Source organism: Streptomyces sp. NPDC021080 (genome assembly GCF_044333225.1).
In the GTDB taxonomy this organism is placed as follows: domain Bacteria; phylum Actinomycetota; class Actinomycetes; order Streptomycetales; family Streptomycetaceae; genus Streptomyces.
The window spans coordinates 1-14239 of the sequence record NZ_JBIRQM010000043.1; the positions used below are offsets into that span (position 1 = coordinate 1).

Annotated in this window: 13 protein-coding genes and 3 pseudogenes; 8 read left to right on the forward strand and 8 right to left on the reverse strand. The window is 69.0% G+C overall.

The features are described from left to right. Positions 1–251: 251 nt before the first annotated feature. From ACH4S8_RS44530 to ACH4S8_RS44545, 4 genes are all read left to right on the forward strand, one after another. Positions 252–740, forward strand: coding sequence for an ABC transporter substrate-binding protein (locus ACH4S8_RS44530; protein WP_398404981.1), 489 nt, complete (start codon positions 252–254; stop codon positions 738–740). 179 nt (positions 741–919) lie between these two features. After that, entirely contained in the window at positions 920–1423 is a 504-nt protein-coding gene (locus ACH4S8_RS44535) for an N-acetyltransferase (RefSeq protein WP_392670702.1), read from the forward strand. A 160-nt stretch (positions 1424–1583) separates the two neighbouring features. Further along, the gene (locus ACH4S8_RS44540) at positions 1584–2084 is read left to right on the forward strand and encodes a transposase (RefSeq protein ID WP_398404984.1); all 501 of its coding nucleotides are present in this window, start codon (positions 1584–1586) and stop codon (positions 2082–2084) included. Between the two features lie 10 nt (positions 2085–2094). Beyond that, positions 2095–2973 (forward strand): ATP-grasp domain-containing protein, encoded by an 879-nt coding sequence (locus ACH4S8_RS44545; RefSeq protein WP_398404986.1) that lies wholly within the window; start codon positions 2095–2097, stop codon positions 2971–2973. 24 nt (positions 2974–2997) lie between these two features. Here the strand turns inward: ACH4S8_RS44545 and ACH4S8_RS44550 are convergent, their stop codons facing one another. Then, complete coding sequence (locus ACH4S8_RS44550; protein ID WP_398404988.1) at positions 2998–3501, reverse strand: hypothetical protein; 504 nt, start codon at positions 3499–3501, stop codon at positions 2998–3000. 68 nt (positions 3502–3569) lie between these two features. Between ACH4S8_RS44550 and ACH4S8_RS44555 the strand changes: the two are divergent. Continuing rightward, positions 3570–3908 (forward strand): annotated as a pseudogene (locus ACH4S8_RS44555) (transposase); the annotation flags it as partial. Positions 3909–3939: 31 nt separating this feature from the next. Here ACH4S8_RS44555 and ACH4S8_RS44560 read toward each other — a convergent pair. From ACH4S8_RS44560 to ACH4S8_RS44570, 3 genes are read right to left on the reverse strand one after another with little or no spacing between them, the layout of a single operon-like run. Beyond that, positions 3940–4320, reverse strand: coding sequence for a hypothetical protein (locus ACH4S8_RS44560; protein WP_398404990.1), 381 nt, complete (start codon positions 4318–4320; stop codon positions 3940–3942). 4 nt (positions 4321–4324) lie between these two features. After that, the gene (locus ACH4S8_RS44565; RefSeq protein ID WP_398404992.1) at positions 4325–4486 is read right to left on the reverse strand and encodes a hypothetical protein; all 162 of its coding nucleotides are present in this window, start codon (positions 4484–4486) and stop codon (positions 4325–4327) included. A 19-nt stretch (positions 4487–4505) separates the two neighbouring features. Next, a complete protein-coding gene (locus ACH4S8_RS44570; RefSeq protein ID WP_398404994.1) occupies positions 4506–5324 on the reverse strand; it encodes a hypothetical protein in 819 nt (272 codons plus the stop codon). 507 nt (positions 5325–5831) lie between these two features. Here ACH4S8_RS44570 and ACH4S8_RS44575 point away from each other — a divergent pair. The 3 genes and pseudogenes from ACH4S8_RS44575 to ACH4S8_RS44585 all read left to right on the forward strand — a co-directional run. After that, the gene (locus tag ACH4S8_RS44575; protein ID WP_398404996.1) at positions 5832–6929 is read left to right on the forward strand and encodes an RNA-guided endonuclease InsQ/TnpB family protein; all 1098 of its coding nucleotides are present in this window, start codon (positions 5832–5834) and stop codon (positions 6927–6929) included. Between the two features lie 14 nt (positions 6930–6943). After that, on the forward strand, positions 6944–7285 hold the full coding sequence (locus tag ACH4S8_RS44580) for a zinc ribbon domain-containing protein (RefSeq protein WP_398405008.1): 342 nt from the start codon (positions 6944–6946) through the stop codon (positions 7283–7285). A gap of 31 nt (positions 7286–7316) precedes the next feature. Further along, a pseudogene (locus tag ACH4S8_RS44585) lies at positions 7317–7562 on the forward strand (IS5/IS1182 family transposase); the annotation flags it as partial. A 300-nt stretch (positions 7563–7862) separates the two neighbouring features. On the opposite strand, the gene ACH4S8_RS44590 reads toward ACH4S8_RS44585, so the two are convergent. The 4 genes and pseudogenes from ACH4S8_RS44590 to ACH4S8_RS44605 all read right to left on the reverse strand — a co-directional run. Further along, positions 7863–9020 carry a trypsin-like serine protease gene (locus tag ACH4S8_RS44590; RefSeq protein WP_398404998.1) on the reverse strand — a complete coding sequence of 386 codons (1158 nt, stop codon included), beginning with the start codon at positions 9018–9020 and terminating at the stop codon, positions 7863–7865. Positions 9021–9103: 83 nt separating this feature from the next. Continuing rightward, complete coding sequence (locus ACH4S8_RS44595) at positions 9104–9649, reverse strand: hypothetical protein (RefSeq protein ID WP_398405000.1); 546 nt, start codon at positions 9647–9649, stop codon at positions 9104–9106. A gap of 587 nt (positions 9650–10236) precedes the next feature. Beyond that, positions 10237–13683, reverse strand: a complete 3447-nt coding sequence (locus ACH4S8_RS44600; protein WP_398405002.1) for an ALF repeat-containing protein — start codon at positions 13681–13683, stop codon at positions 10237–10239. A 256-nt stretch (positions 13684–13939) separates the two neighbouring features. Further along, positions 13940–14239 (reverse strand): annotated as a pseudogene (locus tag ACH4S8_RS44605) (esterase); the annotation flags it as partial.

Sequence of the window (14239 nt, forward strand, 5' to 3'; positions counted from 1 at the left end):
CCGCACAAGGAACGATTTCAAGGCGACTTCCGCACCCACCATAAAAGATCAACAACTACAACGCGTGACCGCTCACGGAAGTTGTGCCAGACCCCTGCGATGGCCCCGTTTCTCCGGCTTGAGCCGGCCCCACTGCATGGCTCGCGCGGCCGTCGTTCCGGCTTGTGGTGGCCCCGGGTTCCGGCGGGGACCGGCCCCAGGTCTTCAGGATGATCTTTCGCTGGCAGGATCAAACGACTACGTTGCTTTCCGTGTTCACCGCAGAAGCCGCCTCGACATTCATCAGCACGTTCCTCGCCGACTTTGCGGAAGTGGCGAAGTCGGACAGAGTCGCCTTCGTCTCGTCTGTGCTGGACTGGCGCAAGTTGGCGCCGGTTGCGGTGGGTCCGAGCTGGGAGGAACTGAGTGACGGCCAGCGCGAAACCGCCCTGGCTGCCCTCACGGACCACGTCGCCTCGCTCATCGCGGACCTTCCCCTGACGAGTGCGTCCCTGGTCATCACGGATAAGGATCCGGATGACAGCAGCGAGTTCAGGGTCATGACTGGCGCTCTTGTCGATGGGGAGGCGACCGAGATCACTTTCTGGGTGTTCGAACAGGCTGGCAGAGGGCTCAGGATGGGAGATGTCGGGGTGGAGGGTATGTCCTTCCTCGGCAGGTTGCGTCCACGGCTGACTGCCATCGTGGAGAGCCAGGGCATCGACGCGGTGATCCGTGAACTGCCCCAGATGGTTGGGTAGGAGCGGACTGCGGGGGAGTGGTCCATGAAGCCGTTGCCATACCGATCATGGAGTCTGTCGATCGAACGGGAGTCTCGATCGGGTGATCGCGGGCCCTGCCCAGCATGAGAGCAGGGCCTGGCGGTATGCGGGGAAAATCCAGGGGAGCGGACGGCCGCGCGCTGCTACGGTCGGGCGCCATGAGCTGGCTTCCTGATGACTTCGTCCACCCCGTCCTGGTACCGCTGCCGGGCGGTGGTCATCACCTGCGGCCGATCCGGGAGGCGGACACCCCGCTCGACTATCCGGCTGTGATGGGCTCGCGCGAGCGGCTGTGGACCATCTTCGGCCCGGCCTGGGGCTGGCCCGCGGCCACCATGACCTACGAGGCCGACCAGGCCGACCTGTTGCGGCACGAGAAGGAGATCGCCGCACACCAGTCCTTCAACTACGCGCTGTTCGACGCGGCGGAGACAACTCTGCTCGGCTGTGTCTACATCGACCCACCGGAGAGGGCCGGCGCGGACGGCGAGATCTCCTGGTGGGTGGTGGACGAACTGGTGGGCAGCAAGGTCGAGCAGGCCCTCGATGCGCTGGTGCCGCAGTGGATCGCCGCCGACTGGCCGTTCGAGCAGCCGCGCTTCCTCGGCCGCGAGATCTCCTGGTCGGACTGGCTCGCCCTGCCGGAGCATCCCGACACGTAAGTGGTTGTTGCACGTACCGATCCCGAAGGCTGTCGATCGAACGGGAGTCTCGAGCGGGTGACTGCGGCGGTTTCCGCGCGTGAAAGCAGGGCCTCCTGGTAGCTCGGGGGCGCGATCCCATTCCGAGTGGTTCCCGGAAGCCCTGTTGTCTTTGTTGTACGTGCCCGAGCACGTTGACTTCAACTCGCCCGCCGTGTCGTGCGATTGCCTCACGCACATGTACGGCAACGCGGCCGACCATCCGGACCGGGTGCGCCGGTATCCGTCGGACATGACGGACGCGGAGTGGGCGGCCGTCCGGCCATTGCTGCCGGTACCGGCCTGGTTCCAGGGGCGGGGTGGACGGCCCGAGGGCTACTGCCATCGGCAGCTGTTGGACGCGATCCGCTACCTGGTCGTGGGCGGGATCTCATGGCGGGCGATGCCCGCGGACCTTCCTGCATGGGCCCGGGTCTACGCCTTCTTCCGCCGCTGGCGCGAGCACGGGCTGATCACCGAGTTCCACGACCGGCTGCGCAGGAAGGTCCGTGAGCGCGAGGGCCGCGAGGCCGAGCCCACTGCGGGGATCATCGACGCGCAGTGGGTGCGGGCCGCCGCGACGGTGCAAGACGCCGTGCCTGGCAGCGCGAAACCCGTGGCCCGAGAGCTGGAGGTTCCGTAGCGTGTCGGTCATGCCGATGCCCGTCCTGTACTGCCGTGATTCGTTGAACCCTCGACGCGTAGACGAACACTTCGCGCTGGAAGCGCGGGAGGTCCGCGCCTGTGGCGGGGCAGTAGGGCTGATCGACCACGACGCACTGTTGCGGGGCGACGCGCAGCAGGCAGTTGCCCAAGTTCCCACGGGGTTGGGAAGTGCCTGGTACCGAGGCTGGATGATTCCCAGCAATCGATACGCCGCGTTGGCTGAGGCCCTGAGCCGACGTGGCACCGAGCTGCTCGTGACAGCGGAGCAGTACCGCACCGCTCACGAACTGCCAGGCTGGTATGCAATGTTCGTCGACATCACGCCCACGAGCGTGTGGCGCCCCACGAAGCCCGGTGAGATGCCGACCGCCGACGACCTGGCTGCTCTCGCCGAGCCCCTGCTGCCAGGCCCGGGAATCGTGAAGGACTACGTCAAATCGCGCAAGCACGAGTGGGAGCAGGCGTGCTTCATTCCCGATCTCGCCGACGCCGTGGAGCTGACGCGGGTCGTGCAGCGCTTTGTAGAGTTGCAGGAGGAGTTCCTGGCTGGTGGGATCGTTCTCCGCGCCTTCGAGACGTTCTCGCGGCTTGAGTCCGTCGCGGCTGAAGTACGCGTGTGGTGGCTGGATGGTGAACCCAGGCTGCTGACGCCCCATCCGGATAGCCCGTTTGGGCGCGGGCTGGTGCCCGACCTTGATCACATCGGGCCTGTGGTGCGGCGCCTAGGATGCCGGTTCGTCACAACCGACGTGGCCCTTCGCTCGGACGGGGTATGGCGTGTCGTCGAAGTCGGTGACGGCCAGGTCAGTGATCTGCACCAGTCGAGCAGCCGAGGCGAATTGGCCGCGCTGCTGGTCGGTCCGTAGCACTTGCTCTCCTTCCCTCACCAGTCAAGTGGTGAGCTCGTCAGGCATTGACCGGTTCATGGGCGAGAGCCAGTCGTCTGTGTCGCGGTGGCGGCCGAGTCCGACTGCGGAGAACTCGTCGACGTGGCTGCCCCTGGCGGCCCCGAGTCGCCGCAGCGCCTGAGAGATCGGAGTGCCGGTCGTCGGCGACGGCTCCCCTTCGGCCAGACGCAATGGGCCAAGGACCACCTTGCCCGCATCCCAGACCTGGGCGGTCTGGGTCCCCGCCCCGCCGAAGTAATCGGCCTCGACGTAGGCCACCGGTCCTGTCTCCGAACACGCGGTCAGCAGGCGATCAAAGCCCGCCGGTGCCTTCCAGAACCCGTTGAGTTCGGGTGCTTCGGCGATTGCGACGGCATCGAACAGCCCGTCGGACATCGGCAAGAGCCAGAGGTGCTGGCCGAGAGGAACGACGCACGCCTCTGTGGTGGAGTCGGCCAACTTGCGGAGCACGGATTCGGTGGCGATGACCGCCTGCAGGCAATACATCCGCTCATTCTCGTCTGGCCGCTGATCGCGGCGCGACGCCGGGTATGCCGAGGTCGACCGGTGCGACCCTGGTCTGGCGCCTGCGTCTCACCCAGCCGCAGATCACCCAGGTCTGGGCCGACCGCGGCTACGCCGGCGAACTCGTGGACTGGGCCCGCGACCGCCTCTGGCTCACCCTGCGCATCGTCTCCCGGCCCAAAAGCACCGAGGGATTCGTCATCCTGCCCCACCGCTGGAAAGTCGAGCGCACCATCGGCTGGTGCATGAACGCCCGCCGCAACGCACGCGACTACGAACGCCTGCCCCAACACTCCGAAGCCCACCTGAACCGGGCACTCATCACCATGATGACTCGGCGCCTCACCCGCAAAAGCCCCCGCGCCGACTGGACCAGGAAGAGGGCTGCCGGCGGATGAAGGCGAGTTGCCGGTGGGTGCCTCATGCTTCGGCCTCGGCCAAGCCGTAAAAGACGGTGAAGAGCCGCACCTGGATGCCCTCGTCGTCGTGCTCGGTCTCGTGGAGTTCCTGGATGAGGCCGGCGAGCCGCTCACGGAACTCGGCAGCCTTCGCGGCCGGGATGGTCTCGCTGACGCCGATGGTGATCGGCTGCAGCTGTGACGAGGCCACGCGTCCGGCTTCCAGGTATTCGGTGCGGGAATCGTCGAATGCGGAGGCGATGGCCGCGGCTGCGTCAGCGGTCTGTTGCTGCAGTACTTCAGCACACTCACCGCAATGCTCGCGCTCGCGGCCACGCTCGCGCTGGCCGCCCTCTACTCCCTGGGCAAACCGGCGGGCAGGCCCGCTGGCCCGAGTAGCCAATGAGTCAGGCGGGACGACTGATGAGTCGGTGACGTGAGAGCAGATGTCCGGCGGCGCTACTACGCGCCCGCTGGACGTGCTTGGGCTGCTCGAACGCGGGATGCACGCGAAATAGGGGCATCAGCACGTCCAGGAGCTCGGTCACCTCGTCGTCGGCGTCACTCATGACGCGGATCTGTGCCCCATCAGGCGTCCACCTCGCTCGACGCGTCGTCCTCCATGAGAAGCCAGGGCGCTGCGCCGGTGACCGTGAAGGGCACGCGGGCCGCAACGAGATCGAGGGTGCCGAGCAGCTCGGCGACGTGTTCCGTGTCGTCCAGGTCCGGCGGGACCGGGCGGCCGGCGGCGGGGCCGCAGACCACGGGCACGCCCTCGGGGTGGCTGTTGACCCGGGCGAGCCACTCGGGCGTCAGGAAGGTGGGCGCGTCGAACAGTACGTATCCGTCGGCGTGGGCCAGGCGCAGCGTGGACGGGGCGGACGGCTCCGGGCCGCGGGTGACGGTCGCAGTCCAGCCGGGCGTAGCGAGGTTGCTGATCCGGTAGCGGAACCCGAGGTCGTGCAGTCGCAGAGCCCAGCTATTGCCCCAGTGGCCGAAGTCGGGGAGGCCGCCGGGCGGCGGGGTGAACCACCGGGGCTCGATGGTCAGTGCGGGCGCCCAGTCGTAGACGTCCGGCCGGGCCATGAGGGACAGCACTGCCTTCTTGTCGGGGTCGGCGGCTGAGGAAACGGAGTGCGGGTAGCAGTACTTGGGCGGGGCGTCGGATTGCTCGGGGTAGTCGTACATGCGTATGAGGGGCCCGGGGATCTCGCTGGCCGGTTGGCACGCGTACCAGAACAGCGGGTCGTAGTCGCAGGCGTCCGCCGCCGCCAACTCTTGTTCGGTGGGGCCCTGGTGGGTGGACCATCGCTCGATGATGCGGCGCGCTTCGGGGTAGTTGAGGCCTTCGGCTTCTGCGAGCGCTCGCGCGGCGTTCTTGATGTCGGTGTGGCTGTTTTTCGACACGGCGTCTCCCGGGAGCGGCAAGGGGTCTCACGCACCCCGTCGGCGGAAGAGGCGGTGGACAGCGCGAACAGTAAGGGGGCGTTCTCGCGGGCCCATGGGACCTAGGCCTTCCCCGGAGCGTGGGCCCGGGGAGGGTACGGCGTGCGCGTCCAGCCCACACCACTCTATTCGACGGCGGGACCTGGTCGTGGAGCTCCGCTGATGTCGGCCCATGAGCACGACCACCTTGCTTTCGGGCAGGGTGCCCGGTCCTTCAGGGCCGGGGTGAATGCCCACTCCCGCGGGGCGGGGGAAGTCGAATCGCCGCCAGGGCGGTTCGGTGTCTCGGGAGAGGCGGTGGTGAGGTCGGCCTCGAGCGGGTGCGGCACCTCGGAGCCGACGGTGGCCGGCTGACTGGCGGTCGGTGGTCGTGGTCGGGTGGGCCGGTGGCCGGGAACGGTCACTCGCACGGGTGATGTCGATCGATGGTGTGGGCGGTCGGGGAACGTGCGGGCTAGGTTCACGGTCGTGGCACGGTTTCGGATGTATCCGACGGGCGAGCAGGCGGGCGTGATGCTCGGCCACTGCGCGCACGCCCGGTACGTCTGGAACCTCGCCGTCGAGCAGCACACGCACTGGCACAAGGGTCGTAGGGCGGCTCCGGGTTTTGCCGAGCAGTGCCGTCAGCTCACCGAGGCCCGGCGTGACAACGCCTGGCTGGGCGCCGGGAACGCGGACGTGCAGCAGCAGGCGTTGAAGGACTTCACCGCGGCGAAGAACGCCCGCTTCGCGTCCGGGTTCGGTGAGCCGACCTGGCGCAGGAAACACGTGCACGAGGGCTTTCGCGTCATCGGCACCGACCGTGTTCCGGAGTTCGAGGCGGACGGCTCACCGAAGCTGAACGCCGGGGGCAGGCAGGTCATGGGCCGGTCGGTGGTGGTGCAGAAGCTCAATCGCAGGTGGGCGCGGGTGAAGGTGCCCGGCTGCGGCTGGGTCCGCTTCCGGCTCAGCCGCAACGGCAGGGGCTCCCGGCTGCCGAAGGCGAAGACGTTCCGTGTCACCTTGCGCAACGGCCGGTGGCACATCGCGTTCGCCGTCGTCCCCGCCCCCGTGGATGGGCCCGGCACGGGTGAGGTCATCGGCATCGACCGGGGCGTGGCCATCACCGCCGCCCTCTCCGACGGGCGGAGGCTGAACTGCCCGCAGCTGACCGTCAAGGAACGTGCCCGGATCCGCAAGCACCAGCGCCGGGCCGCCCGCGCCCCCAGGGGCAGTGAGCGCAAGAGCGCCGAGTACGCGAAGGTGGCCAGGCTCAGGGCGCGTGAGGCGGACCGGCGTAAGGACTGGTGTGAGAAGACCAGCACCATGCTCGCCCGCGGCTATGATCTGGTGCGGTTTGAGAAACTGAACATCAAGAACATGACCGCCTCCGCGAAGGGGACGGTCGAACAGCCCGGCAAGAACGTCCGGGCCAAGGCCGGGCTGAACCGGGCGGTCCTCGCCCAGGGCTGGGGCCTGCTGCGGCAGCGCACCGGACACAAGGCCCCGGGACGGGTCGAGGACGTCCCCGCCCCTTACACCAGTCTGCGCTGCAGTGCCTGCTGGGGGCACCTCCCACGCCCTTAAGGCAGTGGGGGAGGATCGACAAGAACTCGCGCAAGAGCCAAGCCGGGTTCGTCTGCTCCTCCTGCGGCTTCACCTGCAACGCCGATGTCAATGCAGCAGTCAATGTCGCGGCAGGACAGGGCGGGTTTCCTCGCCCCCGGCGGACAGCCGGTGCCGGAGGGGTGACAACGGCCACCGGCCGCTCGAACACCCGTGAACCCCAACCCACACGGGCTGGAATCCCCCTCTTTCAAGAGGGGGAGGATGTCAATGAAGCTGAATCGCTGTGGTCAACGAACACGGCAGAGCGATGTGGAGGCTGCGGTGATGACGGTGTGCCAGCCTGTCAGACTCGATGCCATGTCCGAACGGTTTGATGGCGCCACAGCACCGAACGATCCGATGTACAAAGCCTACTTCTCCGCCGACCACCTGGCCTGGCTCCGCGGTCGGGGTCTGATCCCGCGGATCGCGCGTCCGGGAATCGAGTCGAGCGAGCGGCTCGGCCGCCACCACTGGAAGATCGAGCGGTCGATCTCCTGGCTGTTCGGCTACCGCCGACTCACCGTCCGATACGAACGCAAGGGCTCCCACTTCCTCGGCCTCGCCGCAGCCCTGACCTGCTACAAGAAGCTCGCAAAACTCACCACGTGAGACATCCTCTTATTTGCTCCCACCGCTTTACCTCCGCTCGCACGGAGAGAACACTTCCTGGCCTGGAATGGACCAGAGATGCACATTGACGAGCCGACCACAGACGGGCTGCAACACTCCTGGTGTTGCAGCCCGTCGCAGAAGCCGGCCTCTCATGGGTGCAGGAGTCGCAGGCGACCTCCAAAGTGGCTTCTGCCGCTACACCTTGGTTGCGGCCGGCTCCGGGCCGGTCATGCCCTGACCGCCTCAGCCGTCACTTGCGGGGCAAGTCCTCGGCTCCTCGGCACAATGGGCTCCGGTTCAGGCATTCCCTGACAGACCGAGGTATGCGCCATTGAGCATTCCGTACGAGTTCACCTGGCTGCTCTCGGTGAAGGTCGTTCCGAAGCAAACCGACCAGGAGTTCGCCCCGACCCCCGATGTCGGGCACTTCCAATTGCCCAAGCGCGTGCCGGAGGCGGTGTACAGGTCCATACGTGCTTCCGCGCCATAGAGGCCGGATTGGTTGTTGCGCACGATTACTGCCGCCTGGACCCCGGTTCCAGCTGACGACCTGATCGCACAGACCTGTGCGATCACGCCAGTGGTGATCGTCTTGCTGGGGGCGCAACTCCACTTGCTGGTGCTGGAGGAGATCGGATTTGTGCTGCCGTAGGCACGCCAGGCGCCATCCGAAGCCGCAGCGGGGACGGCGACGGTGGAGGCGACCCAGGAGCGCAGGTCGTCCATGCGGGTGCTGACGGCCCCGGTCTGCGTCACGGCCGGGTCGATGCCGAAGCAGCCGCCCTGCCAGGACCTGCTGCTGACGGCGACCAGTTCGGGCTTGCCGCCCACCAGGCGCACGGTCGGGCCGCCGGTGTCGCCCATGCAGACGCTCGCGCCGTCCTTGCCGGTGGTGGCGACGGTGTCCGCGGCGACCGAGTCGACGGCGAAGGTGCCGCTGTGCAGGCGCAGCGGGGCCCATTCGGTCGCGGTGCGGCCATAGCCGGCCACCGTCAGCTCCTCGCCGGGCGTGGCCGCGGCGGTGGCCAGGCTGACGGGCGTGATGGTGGTGACGGGGCGGCTGAGCCGCGCCAAGACGGCGTCCCGCGACGGGTGCGCGACGAGTTCCGTGACAGTGCGGGTCTCGCCGCCGGTGGTCGTGAGGTCGGTGCGGCCGATGGTCGCGGTGGTCTTGAGCTTGGGCGCGCCCGTGGGTATGGCGAGGCTCACGGCCGGGTTGTCGGCGAAACAGCTGGTGGCGGTGAGCAGCCAGTAGGGGTCGACCAGGGCGGCGGAGCAGGCCTTTTGGCCGTCGCCGATGTCCAGGCGGGCGGTGAACGCGAGCGCGCCATCGGCCGCGTCGGTGCCGGAGACGGCGTTCGCGGGGGTGACGCTCAGCGCCAGCAGCGCGGCGGCGAGGCCTGTGGTGAATGCTGTGGTGAAGGAGGCGAGGCGATGGCCTCTGAGGTGTCGCATGACCTTGGTTTCCTTTGTGGGAGACGTGCGGCTCACGCGCTCGACGGGCCCCGCGGGGGCGGAGTCGAGGCGCCGATGGCGGGTTACTTGGAGGACCGGATCTCCACGAGCATGTGCTCGCGGCCGTCCGGGTCCGCGCTCTCGCCCACCGCGGTCCACTGGTTCTTGGCGACGGCGAAGGTCTTCTCCTCGTCGTCGACGGTCATGTCGACGTCGGTCGTGTAGTCGTTGCCCCGGATTCCGTAGACCGAGGGGATCTCCAGGGTCAGCCAGCCGGAGTTGCCGACGACCTTGAAACAGATCATGGACTTTTCACGGGCCCAGACCTGGAGGAGACCGGTGCCGGAGGAGCAGTCGGCGAGCGTGATGTGGCCGTCGCCGCGCTTGAGGACGATGTTCTGCTCGGCGAGGATCTTGTCGGCCTGTGGGTAGTTGAAATCCTCGATCGCGTAGCCCGGTCCCTCGTCGGCGACGGACGTGATGGCCCCGGACTTCACGCCCGCCGCGGTGGGGGCAGCGCCGGGCAGCGCGAACCACGCCAGCGCGCCGACGATGGCCACGGCGCCGGTCGTGCGCGCGAGGAATCTCTTCCACTGCGACTTCGCTGCGGAAGCGGTATGTGTCTTCATCGAAATCCTAAAGTCGTCAGTTCCGGCGCACGGCCGGAACGCGGTTCAAAAAGGGCGTAAAAGTGCCCGGAAAACAAATGAGCCTCTCATGTCCAGGCCGAAACATTTCCGCCGCGGACACGTTCACTTCGCCATGTCGCGCGGAGAATGTGGGCTCCCTGTCGGAGCTGCTCGACCGTGTTATCGAAACATGCGATCCAGAGCGATGTCCAGTATCGATCACCTCAACAGGCCCATAAAGCAATGGAATTGACTGACCAACAGAAGGTTGCACCAAGTCGCCGACCTTGCCGAAGTTTTTCCCGGAGCCCAGCACGACGGTGACGTTGTGTGGCGCGGCAGACGAGGCCGCGCAGGTCTGCCTGCTGGGCACACTGGAAAAGCCCGTGCGGCCCTCCTCATGTCACTACGGGACCGCGCTCGGCTGCCGCCGAGGGATTCGTGATCCGCCCGTTGCGAGCGAATTGGTCGCACTTCGAGGATTTTCCCGCCGTCCCCGTCACACTGGTGATCAGCCTTCTGTTTTCCGCGAGGCCGGAGCCCCCATGACGTTGTGTCATGAAAGCTCCGGCCCCGCTTTTTGGTGTCTAGAAGATCGAGTTCCAGCCGTCGGAGATGGCGTGTCCGAGGTCGGACGCGGCGTCGCCGGCGTCGTCCCACGAATTGGTGAAGGCGGTGGTCACCGGCCCCACCAGTTCGTGTCCGATGCGCGAGGCGGTCACGGCGCCGCTCTTCAGACCCTGCGATCCCCACTTGATGGCCTGGGACATGCCCGGAACCTGAATCTTGCCGATGCCGATGCCACCGGTGATGGCACCGGCCGCCAGACCGGCGACGGAGGTGATGAACGCGTTGGACGTCCATCCGTCGGTGAAGCCGGTGATGACGGTGGCGCCGATACCCGTCACCCACGAGATGGTGCCGGCCACGCCCGAGATCGCCTCACCGGCGGGCGGCGGGACGAGCAGGCTGAACGCGGCGATGCCGCCGGAGACGGCGCTGACCGTGTTCAGCGCCGCCGCGACCTCCCGCCAGTCGTCCTTGCTGCCCCAGCCCTCGGGGTTGTCGACCGAGTCGTTGGCGTCGGTGTCGGACGGGTCGACACCGTTCTGCTGATTCGCCTTCGCCTTGGCCGCGGCCTGCCGCGCGGCCTCGGCGATTTCCTGCTGCCGCTTGTCGACAGCGATCTTGCGGGCGTCGGAGGCGGCCTGTGCGGCGGCCTTCGCGTCCTTGCCCGCGTCCTGGGCGGACTGGCGTGCGGCGTTCGCCGACGCCTGGGCCTGGCTCGCAGACTGCGCGGCGGCGCTGGCGGAGGCAGTGGCCTGGTTGGCAGAGTAGTTCGCCCGCCGTGCGGAGCCGCGGGCGGAGGCGGCCGCGGTCTTCGCCTTATCCGCCGATGCCTGCGCGTCACGCGCCGACTGCTCGGCGGCGTCCGCGTTGGTGTCGGCCTGTTGGGCGTAGTCGGCGGCCTTGTCCGCGGAGGCCTGTGCCTTGTCCGCCCAGGCCTTGGCTTCGGCTGCGGCCTTGCGGGCCTCGGCCGCCGCCTTGGACGCCAAGTAGGCGTCCTGCTGCGCATCCTGGGCGATCTTCGCCGCGCGGGCGATGGAGGCGCGGACGGCGGCGATGTGCGCGGCGGAGTCGGCATCGAGTTGGGTGGTGCGGTGCCGCACGGTGGTGACGAAGTCGCGGCGCATCCACGACGGCCCCTCCAGGGCCACTTGAGCGGCCGCCTTGGTGTAGGGGCCCGCGGTGTTGAGGATGGAGAGGACCTCGACCTGGTCGTCTTCCATGGTCTTGGCGGCGAAGGTGGTGAAGAACCCGTGCAGCGCGCTGGGCGTGCCCTCGTCGATCGCCGCCTGCGCCGACGCCTTGACGGCCTTGCCGGGGTTGTCGGCGAGGATGCCGAGGATGCCGACGCGGTTGTCCGTCGCCGCGGCCTGCAGGATGCCGGTGGTCAGGAAGTCGCCCGCGGCCTTGGGGTCGTCGTCGTCAAGTGCCGCCTGGGCGGCGGTGGCGACGGCCTCGGTGGACGCGCTCGCCAGGGTCAGGATCGTCTCGCGGTCGTCCTGGGTCTGGGCGATCCGCCGGTCGGCGGAGACCCAGGCGAGGACATCCTCGTCAGCGCCGGCCAGGGCGTAATCGGCCGCGTCCCGGCTCCAGGTGCCGATGGTGGTGGAGATCAGGTTCATCGCGGCCTTGCGGCCGGAGGTGATCGCCAGGGCGGTGTCACCGCCGGCGTACGCCGTCTCGGCCTGGGCGATGAGGTCCTTGGTCGCGCTGTCCAGGGCATCGGCCTGGGTGGCGGCGGACCGGGCCGTCTTTCGGTCGTCCGCCTCGGCTTTGGCCATCTCCTGGGCCTCGGCGATCGACTGCGCGGTGTCCTGCGCCAACTGCTCCGTCTCGGCGTCGCGAGCGGCCTGCTCGACGGCCTGGGCGTCCTCGATGGCCTTCGCCGCCGCCTCGGCGGCCGTGACCGACGCGGCGGCCCACGCGGTGGCCTTGTTGGCGAAGTCGGCCGCCTGTCCGGCGGCGTCCGCCGCCGCGTCCGCCTCCTTCGCCGCTTTGTCGGCGTGGGCGGCGGCGGAGTTGGCCGCATCCCGCGCCGCACGAGCCGCCGTGGCGGAGGTCGCGGCCAGGGACTGGGCGGTGCCGGCGGCCCGGGTGGCGCGGTCCGCCTGCGCGTTGGCCTCGTCGGCCGCGGCTCGGGCGCGGTCCGCCTCCGACTGGGCGGCGCCCGCGCTCTGGGCGGCGTTGGCGGCGGAGTTGGCGGCGGAGGCCGCGTTGCGTGCGGCACTGGCGGCGGCGGAACCGGCATTTGCCGCCTGGCTTGACGCGGTCGCCGCCGCGTCGGCGGCCGCTGCCGCGGTCCGGGCCTTGGCCGCGGCGTTCCGCGCGCCCTGCGCGGCCGACCGGGCGGCACTGGCTTTGGAGGCGTCCTGAGCCGCGCCCATGGCGGCCGAGTAGGCGGCGGAGGCCGACCTGCCGGCGCTCGCCGCGGCCGACGCGGCGGCGGTCGCGGCCAGTGCGGCGCGACGGGCGGCGTTGTGCGCGGCGGAGGACGCCTGGATGGCGGTACGGGCGGCGGCGGCGGCGCCCTGCGCGGCAGAGGCCGCCTTGCGGGCGGCGGCGCCGGACTTGGCGACGTCGTCACGCGCCGCGGCCGCCTCCGCGGCGGCCTTCTCGGCCGCGTCCTTCGCCTTGGCCGCCGCCTCCTGCGCCTTCTCCGAGGCGGCGACGGCCCGGTCGGAGGTGAGCTGAGCGCGCTTGCCCTCACGCTCCACGATCGCCACCAGCTGATCGATGGTGGCGGTCTCCTTGTCCCGCGCCCGCGCAATGTACTGGCCGACGCCCAGGAACCAATGGATCGCATCGGGCGTGCCCTCGTCCAGGGCCCGCTGGGCGTACTTCGCCACCTCGGAGGAAGCGGTGGAAAGGACGCGGAAGACCTCGAACCGCTCGTCCTCCTGCCGCGCGGTGATCTGAGTGTCCAGCAAGAACCGCGCGAGGGCGTCGCTGGTGTTCGTGGTGAGGGCCTTCTGCGCTTCCTTCCTGACCTGCGTGCCACCGCTGTTCGACATGGCCAGGGTGAGGACGCGCAGGTCGTCCAGCTCGGCGGCCTTGTAGCCGCCGGACAGGAAGGTGGTGATTGCCTCGTCGCCGCCGTCGAGTGCGACGGCACCTGCGCGGGCCGTCCCCTTGCCGGCGAGGGACAGCGCCCCGAGGAGGGCGAGGCGGTTGTCGTCGGCGGTGGCCTGGGTCAGTCCCTCGGACAGGAAGCGGTCGATGTCCGCACCCGACCCGGTCAACGCCTGCGCCGCCGCGTACTTGACGGTACGGCCGCCGATTTTCCAAGCGGTGACGGCCCGCGCGCGGGCGGTGTCGGGGAGGTAGGAGAGTCTCGGCAGGTCCGCCGTGACGGTGGTGCCGGTGGCCGCAAGTGCGCGCGCGGGTAACCGGAAAGGTATCGCGGTCGCCGCGGTGGTTACCCCGATGGCGCTGAAGAGGCGCCGCCTACTCCAAAACGTGGTGTCCATGAGATCCCATCTGTCTGTGTCCGGCGGGCGCGCGGGAGGTTCGGCGTCGTACCGCCGGACCTGGCAGCAGGGCGTACAGGGTGTGCGGCCGCGGGGGAGCGGCCGGACACCCCGCAGCGCGGGCTGCCCGGTTTCCGGTGTTGCCGTGGTGACGAGCTCAGTGGAGGCGTGGACCCGGGCACCCGGTGTGGCGTCCCGTGCGGACTCGCGGTCCGCCCAGGTCCACGCCTTCACGACACTGGTGCGTTACGCGCGGTCAGGCGACCTTCGTCCGGTCCCAGGTCCAGGAGCCGGTGCCGGAGTCCCAGGCCTTGACGGGTGCGTTGATGCCGGTGCCGGTGGAGGTGAACGTCCACAGGGCGGAGTGGCCGCGTCCGTCGGTGGTGTCGGCGTACTTGTAGAGGGCGCCGACGTCGGACTTGCCGTCGCCGTTGAAGTCACCTGCGACGAGCATGGAGTTGTCCCAGGTCCAGGAGCCGGTGCCGGAGTCCCAGGCCTTGACGGGTGCGTTGATGCCGGTGCCGGTGGAGGTGAACGTCCACAGGGCGGAGTGGCC

Excerpts from the sequence above, each read along its gene's own strand:
- ACH4S8_RS44545 (WP_398404986.1), top strand. The coding sequence starts at position 2,095 with ATGCCGATGCCCGTCCTGTACTGCCGTGATTCGTTGAACCCTCGACGC.
- ACH4S8_RS44550 (WP_398404988.1), bottom strand. The coding sequence starts at position 3,501 with ATGTATTGCCTGCAGGCGGTCATCGCCACCGAATCCGTGCTCCGCAAG.
- ACH4S8_RS44595 (WP_398405000.1), bottom strand. The coding sequence starts at position 9,649 with ATGAAGACACATACCGCTTCCGCAGCGAAGTCGCAGTGGAAGAGATTC.
- ACH4S8_RS44535 (WP_392670702.1), top strand. The coding sequence starts at position 920 with ATGAGCTGGCTTCCTGATGACTTCGTCCACCCCGTCCTGGTACCGCTG.
- ACH4S8_RS44600 (WP_398405002.1), bottom strand. The coding sequence starts at position 13,683 with ATGGACACCACGTTTTGGAGTAGGCGGCGCCTCTTCAGCGCCATCGGG.
- ACH4S8_RS44565 (WP_398404992.1), bottom strand. The coding sequence starts at position 4,486 with ATGAGTGACGCCGACGACGAGGTGACCGAGCTCCTGGACGTGCTGATG.
- ACH4S8_RS44590 (WP_398404998.1), bottom strand. The coding sequence starts at position 9,020 with ATGCGACACCTCAGAGGCCATCGCCTCGCCTCCTTCACCACAGCATTC.